Source organism: Lacrimispora struthionigena (assembly GCF_048627165.1).
GTDB lineage: Bacteria > Bacillota > Clostridia > Lachnospirales > Lachnospiraceae > Lacrimispora.
In genome coordinates, this window is the sequence record NZ_JBMBWP010000002.1 from 2,037,983 (window position 1) to 2,052,574 (window position 14,592).

Sequence of the window (14,592 nt, forward strand, 5' to 3'; positions counted from 1 at the left end):
GATTTTCTCCTTATATACGTTTGTGACTTACGACATTCTGGCAGGAGTGATCAGCTTTCCGCCTGAAACGGCTGTAATCTTACCATCCTGAAAGATCGTTCTTCCCCGCACAATCGTCTGTGTAACCTGCCCCTTAAACTTCATGCCCACATAGGGACTTACTTTATGTAAATAGAATAAGGAATCTGAATCCAGCACGTATTCTTTATCCAGATCAACAATTGCAAAGTCCGCATCAAAACCGGTCTGAATCTTTCCTTTTCCTTGGATATGAAATACTTCATTAACATTGGAGGCAGTAAGCGCTGCAACCTTTGTAAGCATCAGCTTTCTATCGTGGTAACCATGAGTTAAGACAGCCGGCAGCGTACTCTGACATCCAGAGATGCCTCCCCAGGCTTTCATAAACTCTTTCTCTTTTAGTACAGGATCGCTGGGGGAATGGTCGGAGGAAATAAATGTGATTTCACCATTAAACAATTTTCCCCACATCTTCTGCTGGTTTGCTGCGTCACGAATTGGCGGAGAACACTTTCCAAGAGTACCCAGTCTTTCTACGTCCTCATCTGTGAGAATCAGATAATGTCCAATTGTTTCACAGGAGATGTCCACACCCCGTTTTCTTGCCTCTGTTACCAGTTCCACGCCCTTTGCAGTACTTACATGGGCAATAATCAGTTTACAGCCTGTTTCTTCTGCAAAGGTGATCATTCTGGAAATGCTTTCGATCTCTGTAATAGGCGCATGAGCTTCAAAGTAATCCTTCACTCCAGTTTTATTCTGCGCATTTTTTAAACCGGTTACTTTTCCTGTGATACCGTCATTTTCGCAGTGAACCATAAGCGGAAGGTTCAGTTTCTTTAATTTCTCCATACCCTTATAAGCAGTATAGTCATCAATTCCTGGGAACTCATCAATTCCGCTGAAGCAGGAAAATGCTTTAAAGCCCACAACTCCGCATTCCGCAAGTTCCTCCAGCTTGTCCAGGTTTGTGGGACATAACCCTCCCCACAGACCGAAATCACAGACGGAATCTCTTTTTGCAATGGCAAGCTTCTTTTCAAAATTAACTCTGTCCAGTGTACAGGGAGAGCTGTTTAAGGGCATATCGAAAAATACACCGCCGCCGCCTGCTGCAAGAGCCTGACTGCCATTTTTTATGGTTTCCCATTCCGTTCTTCCCGGATCATCAAAGTGTACGTGACCGTCGGTGGCTGCTGGAAAAATGTGTTTGCCTGCCGCATCAATTACTTCTTTTCCGTCCTGAGAAATCTCCTGTGATATCTCCACGATTTTTCCGTCACTTACCCCAATATCAGCCTTTTCCACACGATCTGGGAAAACAACCACTCCATTTCTAATGACAAGATCCATGCTTTTACCCATTCTGATACCTCCTCTTTTGCACTTTGTTTACTTTTTTAATAAATACCGGCTATTTATTGTGTTATTTGCATTATAGTTTTCACCATAGTATAATTCATTGGTAAAAAAAGACAAAAAAATAAAGTATTTTTATCTGCAATAGTTAAAAATACTTTATTGATTGGTATATTCTTATTCAGTTTTATGCTTGCCCCAGTAAGACTGGTTCATGGTACAGCTTAATATGAGCCGCCTGGGAAGTGTCCGATACCGTTTTCCCATGAGATATCCCATATATTTAAAACCGCTTTTTATAATCACTCCCGGTATCAGCCAGGGCTTCTTTTCCTTTGCCAGCCAGGCGCATGTATTTTTCACCAGCCGGATTCCCTCGCTCTCCGAGCGGATTCCGCCAAACACTTCCGGGTGATCTGCCTGAGACACCGCCAGGTCGAAATTCCGCTTAAACTGGGCGATGCAGCCGTAATTATGGGAATGGATCACCTTTGCATCAGCCGCATACGCCACAGCCTCGCCTCTGTACCGCACAGCATTTCCTGCATAGATCATATCTTCGTTGAAAATGGTGGTTTTGGTGAATCCGCCTGCTTCCAGGAAAATACTTCTGTCATAGGCACAGCAGACATTGGATGCAAAAAACGTTTTAATTCCCAGCTCTTTTAAATCTGCCTCTGTCTTAACCCGGCTCTCAGATGGATAATTAAAGGAACGGGTGTACTGTTCCGCCAGGGCACAGTCAGGATTTGGCAGCTGTCTTGCATATGCCATAACCACCTTTTCCCCGCCTCTTCCTGTCTTAAGAAATGAATTTACAAGAGCACTGATTAAATTTTTGTCTGCTGGAACTGCATCATCCGTCATAAATACCATGATATCAGCCTTGGAATAGCCGGCTCCTCTGTTTCTTGTTCCGCCGTGATCAAATTCTTCTTTTGTCACATGATAAACTTCCAGATTCTTCACATGTGCATACTTAGAATCCTCCCAGTAGGATTTCTCCGTATTCATCACAATGATTTTACGTATGGGATAAGACTGTTCTTCCAGTCTGTGAAAAAGCCGCATTAGTGTTTCGTCAGGTTTATAAACCGGTATGATCACATCAACGGTTCTTTGATCTGCCATCATTTCTTCCATTGAAACTCCCTTCTTTCCTATCAGTAGCGCAGACACGATGTGGAGCAGATACGGATCAGAGCATAGATACTGACGAAACATTCCAGATACCATGCACTTTTTCTTAAATCCACACCCATAACCAGACGCCGGTCATATATGGTCAGTAACAGCAGGGGCAGAAGGGGAATGAAATAACGTCCCTGGACTCCTGTAATATACGTTAAATTTCTGGGTGTATACCCCAGGAACATGGAAGTCAGAACCAGTACTGCACTTGTAAATACCAGAAACAAGATCCATAGCTTCTGACCGTCTGTCATTTTCACCACTTCCCCCTCTCTCTTTACCACACTGATAAAGAGCGCATACCAAAGAAGGGTAAGGCAGACCGGCGGTACCGTTAAGTTGGGATCTAAATTCCCTAAAAAACCGCCCAGCATAGTCACCAGATAATAGTCATACTGAGTTACCAGAGTTTCATAAAAAACCGTAAATACGTAAAACGGCCGCTGCCATACATCGGATAAATTATAACCTGCCGCTTCACTCCACCCCACATAGCTTTCCGTAGCACCTGCCCAGGCAGAGAGAATCAGGCGGTTTACCAGGAAAACTGCCAACAGCATGACCCCAAGGATACAGAAAAGAGAAATCCAGTAATGTCTATTCGATTTAAATTTAGATTTTGGAATCAGCAGACAGATTCCAGCTGCAGGCAAATAAACGATTTTCCCAGGCTCTAACAGGATCAGTAAAAGTGTAAGAACCAGCAGATCTTTTAATTTTATCTCTTCCTTTTCGTAAGCCAGATGGAAACACCAGGAAAGCAAAAGCATGGACAGGCCAATAAATGCAGTATCATAGGAATAGGACGATGCCAGGTGAAGAGTCATGGGCAGGCAGGATACCGCCATTAAAACTTCCTTTTTAAAGGGCATTAGCCGGACAGAAACTGCTGCCATAGCTGCAAACGCCAGAAGATTCATCAAACGTCCCAGATACACCAGAGGAATATAACCAAGATGCAAAAGTCTGGCGAGAGTGATCCCTGCCGCCTGAGGCAGATAGACCACAGGGGTAGCATTCACCGGCACTTCCTCCCGCACCGTCTCTGACTGGCTGTGATCAAGAGAAAACAACTCTGTCAGAATACGGTTGTAGGTTCTCTGACCAGGCTCTGCATAGAGACCTAACACATCATCACCGCTTCGAACCAGGACATTTGCCCCTTTTTTCAACCGTTCCTTTTCTTCTGGTGTTGCATGCTTTAAAAAGTCTTCCCCAGCCACCGCCTGTTTTCCCATCATCTGACTGGAGAGGCGATAGGCAGTCACGAAGTGAGCTGCTTCATCGGGCGCAGTAAAAGGCGTTAAAGCAAACAGATAAAAAGTACCCAGTCCGATTACCACCAACGGGAACAGCCACTGGTTAAAAACATCCTTTATCCACAAAAGAAAGGCTAACGCAGCAAGAAATCCACAACCGAAGACAATAAACCACCAGTAAAACCGGCGAACCGGCTCAAATTCCGGAGAAGGAATTCCAACGATGGTTTTCATATAGGTTCTGACAAACAGGAACATCAAAAGCAGAATGCTTCCGGCTGCAAGCCACAAGCCTTTCGTCCTTAGCAAACGTTTCACAGTTTATGCTCCTCCTTCTCTATGGCTTCCTCCTTATCAAGCGCCAGCATCTGGATTAATTCCGTCACTCTGCGTTCTAACTGGGATATCTTAATTGACTGAAAAAAGACCTTGGTGAGCAGTATAAAGATCATCAGGGTAAAAATAAAATTAGCTGTGGAATAGGTTCCAACCATACTGGATATAAAATCAGCCACCTTCGGAAAGATGCTGAAAACCACTAACAGCATGGAAAACATTACCCAGAAAATGGAATCCTCTATCCTCATTTTGGAGTGGCGAATTCTTCCCAGTACATAAACAGTCAGTACCAGGGAAACGCATATCAGTACGCAGCGAAGTAAAAACGTCATATTACGTACCCCCTTCTTTTATCTTCTGTCCCGGATGCGAAAGCTCTGAACCAGTAAAATGGAAAACAGCATCTTTCCCATATACCTTGCCGCATTTAAGGGATTTAAGTAGCTCTCTCCCAGTATCCGCTCATCCATGATTACAGGGATTTCCGCAACTCTGGCACCATGTCGGATGAGGTAGGAAATAGTATCCGGTTCCGGACCGTAATTTAATCCGTCTGCAAATTCCTTAATCATCTTTCGGCTGAACATGCGCATACCGGAAGTGGGATCGTTTACCTTAACACCTGTTGTAAACCAGATGGCACCGCTTAGCATCCGGCTGCCAAGCATACGGAGAGAGCGGGGCTTTTTTTCTGTTACAAACCGGGAACCAATCACAATATCATATCCCTGATCCATCTTTTCTTTCATGGGAAGAATAAACTCCGGTCGGTGCTGACCGTCACCGTCAAACTGTATGGCGTATCCGTAGCCCTTTCTGTGTGCGTACTTAAGCCCGGTCTGAAATGCACCTGCCAGACCTAAATTCATAGGCAGATCAATGATCTTCCAGCCATGCTTCCTGCAGATTTTGGCGGTATTGTCCGTAGAACCATCATTAATGATTACATAGTCATACATGGGATAATTCTCAATCACTTCTCCCACTACCCGCTCAATATTTAAAGCCTCATTGTATGCAGGTATTACTACCAGTACCCGGTCTGTCATATGCTCTGCTCTCTCCTTCCTTTTTCTTCTGTACGAATAACCCGGATTGCCTGTCCTATAAAGCACAGCATGAGAATCAGCATCTCAATCATGTAGGAATACGCACCACCGTTGATTCCGCCTATCTTCACAAACTGATAGGAAAGAACAAACGAAAGGAGGCAGACCGGAACATATCCAAAAAATATCAGTCTCTGTTTCTTCATAATTACCAGGACATAATAAAATAAATTCATCACTGCAAAAAATCCGCCGCCCAGGATAATAGCAAGTAGTCCCGGAAGGTAAGGCGCCAGTTCCACATTAAAGACAGCGGAAAGTACCGGAACTCCGATTACCCAGGCTCCGGTCAAAGCGACTACTGTAAGAAACAGGATAATTCCGGACAACTTTCTAAGAACCCCAAGAAACTCCGAAGTCCTGTTTTCATCCCAGAGTAAAGAAAGTCTGGTAAGGAATGGACGGATTACAAAATTAGCTGCAAGATTGATTACAGAGGTAGGCATAAATATTGCCACAAATACAGCATTGTCCGCGGAAGTCATCTGGGAATCCACTGCATACTTCGCCATTGCAAAGATAAGTCCGTCTAAAAATACAGACAAAAACAAAAGGAAGCTGTCCTGTAAAAGCTGTTTGTGTCTTCCTTTTGCATGTACATAATTGATTTCCGTTATTCTATCTGCTGTCCTTTTATCAAACAGCCAGATTCCAACTGCCTGAGAAGCAGCTGCAACCGCTGAAGCAACAATCAAATCCCGTGTTAATGCCAGAGTGCCTAAAAACAGACACACAGAAAACAGGGTTCGCCAGGTCATAGCCTGTCCGGTTAAATAAAGCTTTCCTTTTCTTTGAAATTCCGACTCGTATACATCAGCAAATCCGTCAAGCACCTTATAAAGAACCATGAAGAAAACAACCATGATTTTTTCGTAGGTATAATCGGACGAAGAAACGAAAACCTTCCATAGAATGTAGCAAATCCCAAAAATCAGAGCCATACCGCAGGTAACCATACGTGCCAGCCGGTATTCGCCAAAAGTATAGCTCTCTCTCACATCAGTACTCTGAATGGGTCTCATTCCAAAATAGGCCACAAGAAACATCTGCTGTCCGAATGTGCTGAAAGCAAAACCAAAAATGCCTCCCTGATCCGTTCCCACCAGATGATTAACTAGAGCTGTCAGCAGCATGCTGGATCCTGCGTAAACCAGGCTTCCAATCATATTCCATGCCACATTTTTACGTTCCATTATAGTTCCTCTATTTCATTTCATTTAACAAGTTCTTTTTATTCTACATGATTCGCCTAAAAAAGTAAACCGCTAACGTCTATCTTACCTGCCCATGTTCTTAACTGTTCTGCATAAATAAAAGAAACTTTCAATCTTAAACAGCCAGGAAAAGCCTGCATAAAACAGGACTCCTGTCACAATCTGCAAAGTCAGTGTCAGCAGAGTTCCATCTACCAGAAACTGCACGCTGTAAACCACACCGCACATGGCAGCCGATAAAAGCAGAGATGGGAATACATCTCTCCACTGCTGAAGAAAGCTATAGTGCAGAAGCTTCTTATTGGGATAGGCATTGATAAATGTACAGATAAAATCCGTCACCGCTCTTAATGCTACCATGGTATAAATTCCAAAGGGAATGCTGATAATCAATGCCACCACACTGACTGCTTTTTTAATAATCTCCAGTTTTAAGAAAATCTCACTTCTTCCAAGGGCATTGATCGCCTGTAAATTGGCCACATGAAGGGGCCAGGTAGCATAGGCAATACAAAGGAGCCGGAGCATGGGAACACAAGGTAAATACTGGTCTGTCAGTAAAAGCTTTACCATAGGCTCTGCTACGGCAATCAGACCTGCCATCATGGGAAAAACAAGGTAGGAGCTTGTCACAATCGACCTTCTTACCATGCTTTTTACCCTCTCCCTGTCATCCTGACAGGCAGAAAAAGCAGGGAGCATAACCGACTGGATCGCTGCCCCTAAATTATTGGCAATGAGTGCAGGGAACTGATTTCCTCTAGAGTATTGCCCCATCATAGCCGAATTATATATTTTTCCAATCACCAGACCATAAACGTTGGTAAAAATCGTGTCAATGAGACCAGACATGAGAATCTTCCAGCCATATGAGAATAACTCTCCCGCTTTTTGAATGGAAAATTTCAGACTTGGTTTCCAGGTCTTTAAAAAATGCAGCACAGCCATGAGAAAAAAACTGTAAAAAAACTGCTGCATGGCAAGTGCCCATAGTCCATATCCTTGTAAAGCCATCAGCACTCCGATGATGCCGGAACCTGCCGCAGCAAAGAGACTGGCCATACAAAGCTTTCTAAATTCCATATTTCTGGAAACAGAAGCGGACTGCACCGATATGACTGCACCGAAGAACAACGTCAGGGACAAAATCCTTAACACTGGTACGAACACTGGCTGTCCATAAAAATCCCCGATTGCAGGAGCAGAAAAGAACAAAATTATATATAGAACGAAGGCAATCAGAAAGCTTACGCAAAAAGCGGAAGAATAATCTCTTTCATCCACTTCCTGCTTCTGAATCAGAGAAGTGTTAAAACCGCTCTGGACAAATACATTGCCGATGGTAATAAATATCATAATCAGCATGACTTCCCCGGATTCGGACGGCGTTAAAAGTCTGGCTAAAAGTACGGATACAAGGAACTGAATTCCCTGTGTTCCCCCATTTTCCATGACTTTCCAAAACAGTCCGGAAAGCACTCTCTCTTTCATATTTTCCTGGTACATACTGGCTTTTCTCCTCAATCATCCAATTTACATTTCCGCCTTATTGTACTATATTGCCCAATAAATGTAAATCGTATATAGCATTTTCCAGTTAGTTATGTTAAAGTATTATGGAATCACTTTAAAATTTTTAATGATTTACAGGAGGTTTTTATCATGCGTAAACTGACACGCGGCCTGGCGGCATTCTGCTTGACAGCTGCTCTTGTCCTGGGACAGGCTGCCCTTACGCGGGCGGACGAGGCATATGGACCGGGTTACAGGAATGGCGTCAGCCTCAGCGATAGCAGTAAGTCTGAAAAACAGAGTACAGCTGCAAGCGAGACTGAGGGAGGCGTAACTACAGAGGAAGCTGAAACCGCTTTGGCAAATGCAGGAATAGATATCGGAAAAGAAGGAGCTGGAGGAGGAGAAGACGGTGTTGTTGATGAAGCGACGCGGGCTGCTCAGGAAGCATTAAAAGCCAACTTCCCACGACTTCAGACCACTGTTATGATTGGTGATGGCAACTGGACACAGCCTTTTGTCAACGATGCCTGGATCACCAACGATGGACAGGGCTTTCATGGATTATCTACATTTCTCACGAATATCGTAGGAAACGTACTCTACCGGACCTACACATCAGGCACTGGCTGGTCCCCATGGGTCATGAACGGACAGCAGACAACCAATTACCCCAATGACGTGAATATCGAAGCCATACAGATGAGGTTTTCCGGTTATGTAAACAACCAGTTCAATCTCTATTATTCAGCAAAATTAGACGATGGTACCACCACTGACTGGGCAAAGAACGGTACCAGTGCGGGAACCATGGGAACCGGACATTATATCACGGGCTTTCGTATGGCATTCTACGCTAAGAACTCTGCCTTCCCATATAAGACGGATAAGCCACTGATTTCCGCCACAAAAGACGGAATGCAGATTGTTGACGGCGGACTGCGCTACTTTAACGGAGACGGTACCCCTTTTACCGGCTGGGCATGGATCGAAAATGACCGGTATTATTTTAAGGACTCGCTTCCAGTTGTAGGCTGGCAGTACATCGACGGCTTCAAGTACTATTTTGATTTAAATTCTGGCAAGATGCTTACTGATTTAGAGCCCATCATTGGAAACTCGGGGCCATTTTTTATCAGCATCAACAAACAGATGAACTGCATGACAGTCTTTGCAAAGGACGGTGCCAACGGATTCATTATTCCGGTAAAGTCATTCCTTACCTCTACAGGTCCGGATACTCCGCTTGGAACCTTCCAGACACCGGTGAAATACCGCTGGCGGGATATGGATCACGGTATCTTTACCCAATATGCAACCCGTATCTGGAAGGGCTTTTTAATCCACTCCATTCTTTACAGCCGCCCGGATAAGATGACTCTCGATCCCTCTACATATAATTATTTAAGCATTGCGGAATCAGCCGGCTGTATCCGTCTCCTCTCCGGTGATGCCAAATGGATCTATGATCACTGTGCTCTTGGAACTACCGTAACGATTTACGAATCTCCCGTTCCAGGACCATATGAAAGACCTGCCATCGAGCAGATCATACCGGATACACAGACCTGGGATCCGACTGATCCAAACATGTAACAGCAGTGTGAAATTTAACCTTTACTTCCGGTAAATGATTTTCGAAGGAAACCATACAGGCCGGGAGTCCGGTATTGAAACTGAATAAAGAACCTGGTCATTGGCGTAAGTTCCTTATAATACCTTCGGTATGCAGGATTTAATATCTCCTTAAAATCCCTGGTATTGACCTTCGTCTGGTAATAGGTTCGTTTAGAAGCACTTATGGCGGCCGCCTTAAAACGGCCGCCTGTTGCTTTGTCAAATTCTTTATAAACCTGTCTCATACGCTCATAATAGGCCTGCTGCTTCGCGGCATAATTTCCCTTTTTCCCCTCAGCAGTCCAGGAACCAGAGACTCCAACCCGGTATACACTCATGGGTTCATCCATATAATAACCATAACCATTCGCAGCTGCAATCAGCTGCAAAGGGGTATCTCCTACCGGACAATCCGTATAGTAATCAGGAAGCTCTTTTACAAGTCTTGCAGGAAATGCCATGGAAGACATGGCATACCCGGAAGTTTTATCGATGATCTCTTCTGGCGTGAGCACAGTGGTTTTCCGGTATGGTCTCATCTGGCTTTCGGTCACTGCTTTCCCCATCAACTGGATCTTTGCACTGTGAATGCAAAGGGTGCAGTCCGGATGGGACTCCATATAATCCACCTGCTTTTGAAGCTTGTCCGGGGAATCAAAGTAATCGTCCCCATCACACATGAATATATATTTTCCTCTTGCACGGGGAAAATTAAAAGCACCGCTTATGTTATCGATGCCCTGGGAATACTGATTTTCTGTCTGAATCAGAGGCCGGATCTTATCCGGATACTTTGCTGCATATTCCCTGATGATATCCCCTGTCCCGTCCGTGGAAGCATCATCGTGAACCAGAATCTCATACTCAAAGTCCGTCTTCTGCATCAGAAAGCTGTCAAGAGCCTGGCGGATGAAGGCACCATGGTTATAGGTGACACAGTTAATGCTGGCCATGATTTCGCTATTTGATCCGTCTTTCATATCTTAGTCCCTTCCTTATCAAGTACCTTTGTTACGTATTCCTCGTATTTTCTGGCAATATACATTTCCTTAACAGGGACGGCAGGCATAATGTCCTCCCCCTGGAAACACCTCACATGGTTTAAGACGCAGTCATATCCAGCCATACAGGAAAATTCCACGCCGCCTGAAAACCTGGGATTGCATTCCAGCATGGAAAAGGTTCCATCTTCCCCTTCAATAAATTCAAAATTGACACAACCCTGAATTCCCAAGGCTCTTGCTGCCTCTTTGCATACTGTTTCCAGAGTCGGATTTGAAAATACCAGAACAGATGTGCCAGCGCCATTGGGGGTCCGAAGCAATTCCTTACGGCACACAGCTGCTGACCGCCCTGTGTCCGCCTGGTGCACTACATCTACAGTAATAATACTTCCCTTAAAATAGGGCTGCACCACGTAATTATCTGCTTCCCCTCCGGCAAGAAACCGCTCCATTTCTTCCTGATTGTGAAGATAGGAAAGGCCCTGGCTGCTTCTTCCATTATATGGCTTTACAACTGCCGGATAGGAAATGGATTCAGAAGAAATACCAGCCAGCATTCTGGTAGGTATCATATTTCCAATCCCTCTTTCAGAAAGAAACTCATAAAGTTTCATTTTATCTCTGCAAACCGTTATGGTATCTTCTGGTGACAGGCATAACGTCACTCCTGCTTCCTTTAATTTGTTTCTGTGATGGTTCCATACATCTACTTCTGCATCGGTTAAAACGATCAGTCCGTCAGCCCCTTCCTTTTTGCAGATATTCAGAATTTCCTCCACATACTGTTCCTCCTGCGTTGCAAGAGGAACCTGATAAAAAGCAGAAACACTGGAAGAATCAGCAATCCATTCTGCCGGATATATATCGCAGCCGATCACTTTAAGACCCATAATTTTCAAATTTTTAATAACAATGTCAGCGGAAAATGATCCGATTGCGGTTACAACTGCTGCTTTCATACGCTCTGCTTCCCTTTCTTTGCGGCACTTAGAATTATCTCGCATATCCTGTCCACATCTTCAAGAGGCAGATCTGCATAAAGGGGCAGGGTAAGAACACTGTCTGCTGCCCGTCTGGCACATGGAAGCTCAAGATCCGAAAAACGCTCCCTGTAGCATTCAAAATCCGTAATGAGGGGATAGAAATATTTTCTTGCAAAGATATTATGGGTAGCGAGAAGATCATATACCTGATTCCTGGTCAGTTCAAATCCATCAAACGACACAGGAAAATACGCATAATTCTGACTGATTCCCTGCTTTATGGGATTAAGGCGAATTCCCGAAACTCCTTGTAAATGCTCCCGATAACGTTCTGAAACCAGTCTGCGTTTTTCAATATTTTCCTCTACATGACGCAGATTGCAAATTCCCATGGCAGCCTGGAATTCATTCATCTTTGCATTACCGCCTATATATTCCACGGATTCTTTTCCGGTTATTCCAAAGTTTTTTAAATAATTAAGCAGAATTTCCAGGGATGGATCTTTAAAAGTAACTGCTCCGCCCTCTATGGTATTATATACTTTAGTAGCGTGAAAGCTGAACATGGATGCATCTCCGTAGGTTCCAATTCCACGATGATTCACCTCTACGCCAAATGCATGTGCTGCATCGTAAATCACTTTTAAGTTGTGCTTTTTGGCTATGGACTCTATTTTATCCACATCACAGACATTACCATACACATGCACCGGAAGAATGGCTGTGGTTTTATCTGTAATCAGCGCTTCAATCTGATCGGCATCGATGGTGTAGTCGTCTTCTCTGATATCGCAGAATACTGGCGTGAGATTATTTCTTATAATCGCATGGGTGGTGGAAGCAAAGGAAAAAGGGGTGGTAATCACCTCTCCGGTTAGGTTCATCGCCTGCAGCGCCATCTCAAGAGCCATATGTCCGTTCACAAACAGCAGAAGATTTTCCGCTTTTAAATATTCCTTCAGCTGATCCTTTAATCTGTCGTGAAATTCACCCATATTGGTCATCCAGGCAGTTTCCCAGATCGGTTTGATCTCAGCAATAAATTCTTCGTAGGAAGGCATGGAAGCCCTCGTTACCAGTATTTCTTTTTCATTTGGTATCATTCTACCATTCTCCTCATTTCCCATGTACTGCTTTGTTAAATAGAAAACATCTGTCCAAGCGTTCTGACACGGGTACTTTTAAACAATTTGTATTTTAAAATAGTCTTTATTTTTCCTGCCCTGCTTTTGCGGCAAAGGGTTATAAATTCTTCAAACAACTCTCTCTGAGCGGGCGTCATGGACTGACTGTAGATAGAAAGAAAGGATTTCGCCTGCTCAAACAGGAGACGATAATTTTCCCGGACTTTCTCCTGTCTTCTCATTCTCTCAGACAGCTGTTTCATACCGCTTTTTGCACCAACCTGATTGTTACCATGCTGCCGGTAGCGAACCAGTGGACGGTCAATATAGGAAATTTTCCCAAAACAGCTTGCCACAAGACCGAGCCACCAGTCATGCATGACACAGGTATTCGGGATTTGCTCCGTCAGATTTTTTAAAGACCGGTTAATCATCATGGTATTGCCTGTGATATTATTTTCCACCAGATAATGGCCGGTACGGTTATCAAAAACTCCAATCTTCTGGTATCTTGCCATGGAAGGGTGAAGTACCGTTCCCGCCGCATCTGTAACAGACAAATCCGAATGGATCAGAATAGGCATATCCTTTCCCCATTTCTTTTCCATCTTCTTCATCTCTCTTAAGGTAACCTCTACTTTATCTGGCAACCAGATATCATCCTGATCACAAAACATCAGATACTCATCAGACGCAGATTTTAAAAGCCGAAAGAAATTGTCCCTGGCACTGCCTGATGGTTTTAAATTCTTTAAGCTTTTTATCCGGTCTGGAAATCTGTTTTCATATTCTGAGATGATTTGGGGAGTTCTGTCAGAGGAACCGTCATCGGAAATTAAAATGGTAAATTCCTGATTGGTCTGTCCCAAAAGTGATTCCATCTGTTCTCTTAGATATCTCTCTCCATTCCAGGCAGCCAAAAGTACTGTTATCATTCTATCCCCTCTTTCCCTGTCATTTACCATGACATTCCCAGAATCTTTGTTAAAAACCAGATCTCAAACATGAGAAATTCCAGGAATACTTTTGCAGCAAATTCCTGAAACCGGTTTATTTTTAAATATTTTATATAATAATGAAGCTTACTTTTATGAAGCAGCGCCTGTTTTTTCAGAATAGAGCTAACGGATTTGTCAATGGAGACGGAATGAAGATGTAAGTAAGTCCGGTCAAGAAGAAGGAGTGTTCGGTACCCCTTTTTCTTCAACTGATACCCAAGTATCTTTTCTTCATAATAAAGAAATACTTCCTCATCATAAAGGCCGCATTCCATCATTGCCTTCACGTCAGCCAGTAAAAGAGAACCCGGAACTGCATCCGCCCACGCACAGCGTTCCGCTGCCACAGGTGTTGTCAGTTGAAATGCCCGTTTTCCCGGTTCATCCGTGAGCCACCGTTTCAATAACCGCCGTGTAACCAGCCCCGTATCAAGCAAATCCGCAAACAGACCAGTCAGTTTCCAGCCCATCAGTCCTTGCCTGCCCCTTTGGTCGACCGGCACGGCAGCAGTGACTGCAATTCGTTGGTCCGCCAGAAATGCGTTCTTCATGGCATCGATCGTCTCCTCTGTAACCATGACATCGGGATTTGCAATTAATACGTGAGTGGCGTCAAGCTCCCTGTAAGCATAACGGATTCCAAGATTATTTCCATAACCATACCCGCCGTTTTTTAAGGAGCCGATCACGTGTACACGGCCGCCATCTAAATCCTTTAATCTGGCGGCCGAATCATCTGTGGAATGATTATCCACCACAACAATGGAATCAAGAGATGAATAATTTTTCAACCCCTGAACCAGTTTTATCGTAGTATCAGCATCATTGTAGTTTAAAATGATACAACTTACATTCATACCTG

Annotated in this window: 13 protein-coding genes; 1 reads left to right on the forward strand and 12 read right to left on the reverse strand. The window is 44.0% G+C overall.

Annotated elements, in window-relative coordinates; translation table 11 throughout:
• Positions 1-27: 27 nt before the first annotated feature.
• From allB to ACOAOT_RS18535, 7 genes are all read right to left on the reverse strand, one after another.
• On the reverse strand, positions 28-1,386 hold the full coding sequence (gene allB, locus ACOAOT_RS18505; protein ID WP_420218317.1) for an allantoinase AllB: 1,359 nt from the start codon (positions 1,384-1,386) through the stop codon (positions 28-30).
• A gap of 171 nt (positions 1,387-1,557) precedes the next feature.
• Entirely contained in the window at positions 1,558-2,523 is a 966-nt protein-coding gene (locus ACOAOT_RS18510) for a glycosyltransferase family A protein (protein WP_420218318.1), read from the reverse strand.
• A 20-nt stretch (positions 2,524-2,543) separates the two neighbouring features.
• Entirely contained in the window at positions 2,544-4,148 is a 1,605-nt protein-coding gene (locus ACOAOT_RS18515) for a DUF2142 domain-containing protein (RefSeq protein WP_420218319.1), read from the reverse strand.
• A complete protein-coding gene (locus tag ACOAOT_RS18520) occupies positions 4,145-4,501 on the reverse strand; it encodes a DUF2304 domain-containing protein (protein WP_277409274.1) in 357 nt (118 codons plus the stop codon). The genes ACOAOT_RS18515 and ACOAOT_RS18520 overlap by 4 nt, the downstream gene beginning before the upstream one ends.
• An 18-nt stretch (positions 4,502-4,519) precedes the next feature.
• Positions 4,520-5,218: a glycosyltransferase family 2 protein gene (locus ACOAOT_RS18525; RefSeq protein ID WP_170822687.1), complete on the reverse strand. Its 699-nt coding sequence runs from the start codon at positions 5,216-5,218 to the stop codon at positions 4,520-4,522.
• Positions 5,215-6,471, reverse strand: coding sequence for a lipopolysaccharide biosynthesis protein (locus ACOAOT_RS18530; protein WP_420218320.1), 1,257 nt, complete (start codon positions 6,469-6,471; stop codon positions 5,215-5,217). Before ACOAOT_RS18530 ends, ACOAOT_RS18525 begins: the two co-directional genes overlap by 4 nt.
• 84 nt (positions 6,472-6,555) lie before the next feature.
• A complete protein-coding gene (locus ACOAOT_RS18535) occupies positions 6,556-7,998 on the reverse strand; it encodes a lipopolysaccharide biosynthesis protein (RefSeq protein ID WP_420218321.1) in 1,443 nt (480 codons plus the stop codon).
• 156 nt (positions 7,999-8,154) lie between these two features.
• Between ACOAOT_RS18535 and ACOAOT_RS18540 the strand changes: the two genes are divergently transcribed.
• Positions 8,155-9,600: a L,D-transpeptidase gene (locus ACOAOT_RS18540; RefSeq protein ID WP_420218322.1), complete on the forward strand. Its 1,446-nt coding sequence runs from the start codon at positions 8,155-8,157 to the stop codon at positions 9,598-9,600.
• A 14-nt stretch (positions 9,601-9,614) separates the two neighbouring features.
• Here the strand turns inward: ACOAOT_RS18540 and ACOAOT_RS18545 are convergent, their stop codons facing one another.
• The 5 genes from ACOAOT_RS18545 to ACOAOT_RS18565 are packed head-to-tail and all read right to left on the reverse strand — an operon-like array spanning position 9,615 to position 14,587.
• The gene (locus ACOAOT_RS18545) at positions 9,615-10,601 is read right to left on the reverse strand and encodes a glycosyltransferase family 2 protein (RefSeq protein WP_420218323.1); all 987 of its coding nucleotides are present in this window, start codon (positions 10,599-10,601) and stop codon (positions 9,615-9,617) included.
• Positions 10,598-11,584 carry an ATP-grasp domain-containing protein gene (locus ACOAOT_RS18550; RefSeq protein ID WP_420218324.1) on the reverse strand — a complete coding sequence of 329 codons (987 nt, stop codon included), beginning with the start codon at positions 11,582-11,584 and terminating at the stop codon, positions 10,598-10,600. The genes ACOAOT_RS18545 and ACOAOT_RS18550 overlap by 4 nt, the downstream gene beginning before the upstream one ends.
• Positions 11,581-12,711, reverse strand: coding sequence for a DegT/DnrJ/EryC1/StrS family aminotransferase (locus ACOAOT_RS18555; protein ID WP_420218325.1), 1,131 nt, complete (start codon positions 12,709-12,711; stop codon positions 11,581-11,583). Before ACOAOT_RS18555 ends, ACOAOT_RS18550 begins: the two co-directional genes overlap by 4 nt.
• 35 nt (positions 12,712-12,746) lie before the next feature.
• Positions 12,747-13,667: a glycosyltransferase family 2 protein gene (locus ACOAOT_RS18560; RefSeq protein WP_420218326.1), complete on the reverse strand. Its 921-nt coding sequence runs from the start codon at positions 13,665-13,667 to the stop codon at positions 12,747-12,749.
• Between the two features lie 23 nt (positions 13,668-13,690).
• The gene (locus ACOAOT_RS18565; RefSeq protein WP_420218327.1) at positions 13,691-14,587 is read right to left on the reverse strand and encodes a glycosyltransferase family 2 protein; all 897 of its coding nucleotides are present in this window, start codon (positions 14,585-14,587) and stop codon (positions 13,691-13,693) included.
• Positions 14,588-14,592: the final 5 nt, after the last annotated feature.

Excerpts from the sequence above, each read along its gene's own strand:
- allB (WP_420218317.1), bottom strand. The coding sequence starts at position 1,386 with ATGGGTAAAAGCATGGATCTTGTCATTAGAAATGGAGTGGTTGTTTTC.
- ACOAOT_RS18510 (WP_420218318.1), bottom strand. The coding sequence starts at position 2,523 with ATGGAAGAAATGATGGCAGATCAAAGAACCGTTGATGTGATCATACCG.
- ACOAOT_RS18520 (WP_277409274.1), bottom strand. The coding sequence starts at position 4,501 with ATGACGTTTTTACTTCGCTGCGTACTGATATGCGTTTCCCTGGTACTG.
- ACOAOT_RS18525 (WP_170822687.1), bottom strand. The coding sequence starts at position 5,218 with ATGACAGACCGGGTACTGGTAGTAATACCTGCATACAATGAGGCTTTA.
- ACOAOT_RS18530 (WP_420218320.1), bottom strand. The coding sequence starts at position 6,471 with ATGGAACGTAAAAATGTGGCATGGAATATGATTGGAAGCCTGGTTTAC.
- ACOAOT_RS18535 (WP_420218321.1), bottom strand. The coding sequence starts at position 7,998 with ATGTACCAGGAAAATATGAAAGAGAGAGTGCTTTCCGGACTGTTTTGG.
- ACOAOT_RS18540 (WP_420218322.1), top strand. The coding sequence starts at position 8,155 with ATGCGTAAACTGACACGCGGCCTGGCGGCATTCTGCTTGACAGCTGCT.
- ACOAOT_RS18545 (WP_420218323.1), bottom strand. The coding sequence starts at position 10,601 with ATGAAAGACGGATCAAATAGCGAAATCATGGCCAGCATTAACTGTGTC.
- ACOAOT_RS18550 (WP_420218324.1), bottom strand. The coding sequence starts at position 11,584 with ATGAAAGCAGCAGTTGTAACCGCAATCGGATCATTTTCCGCTGACATT.
- ACOAOT_RS18555 (WP_420218325.1), bottom strand. The coding sequence starts at position 12,711 with ATGATACCAAATGAAAAAGAAATACTGGTAACGAGGGCTTCCATGCCT.
- ACOAOT_RS18560 (WP_420218326.1), bottom strand. The coding sequence starts at position 13,667 with ATGATAACAGTACTTTTGGCTGCCTGGAATGGAGAGAGATATCTAAGA.
- ACOAOT_RS18565 (WP_420218327.1), bottom strand. The coding sequence starts at position 14,587 with ATGAATGTAAGTTGTATCATTTTAAACTACAATGATGCTGATACTACG.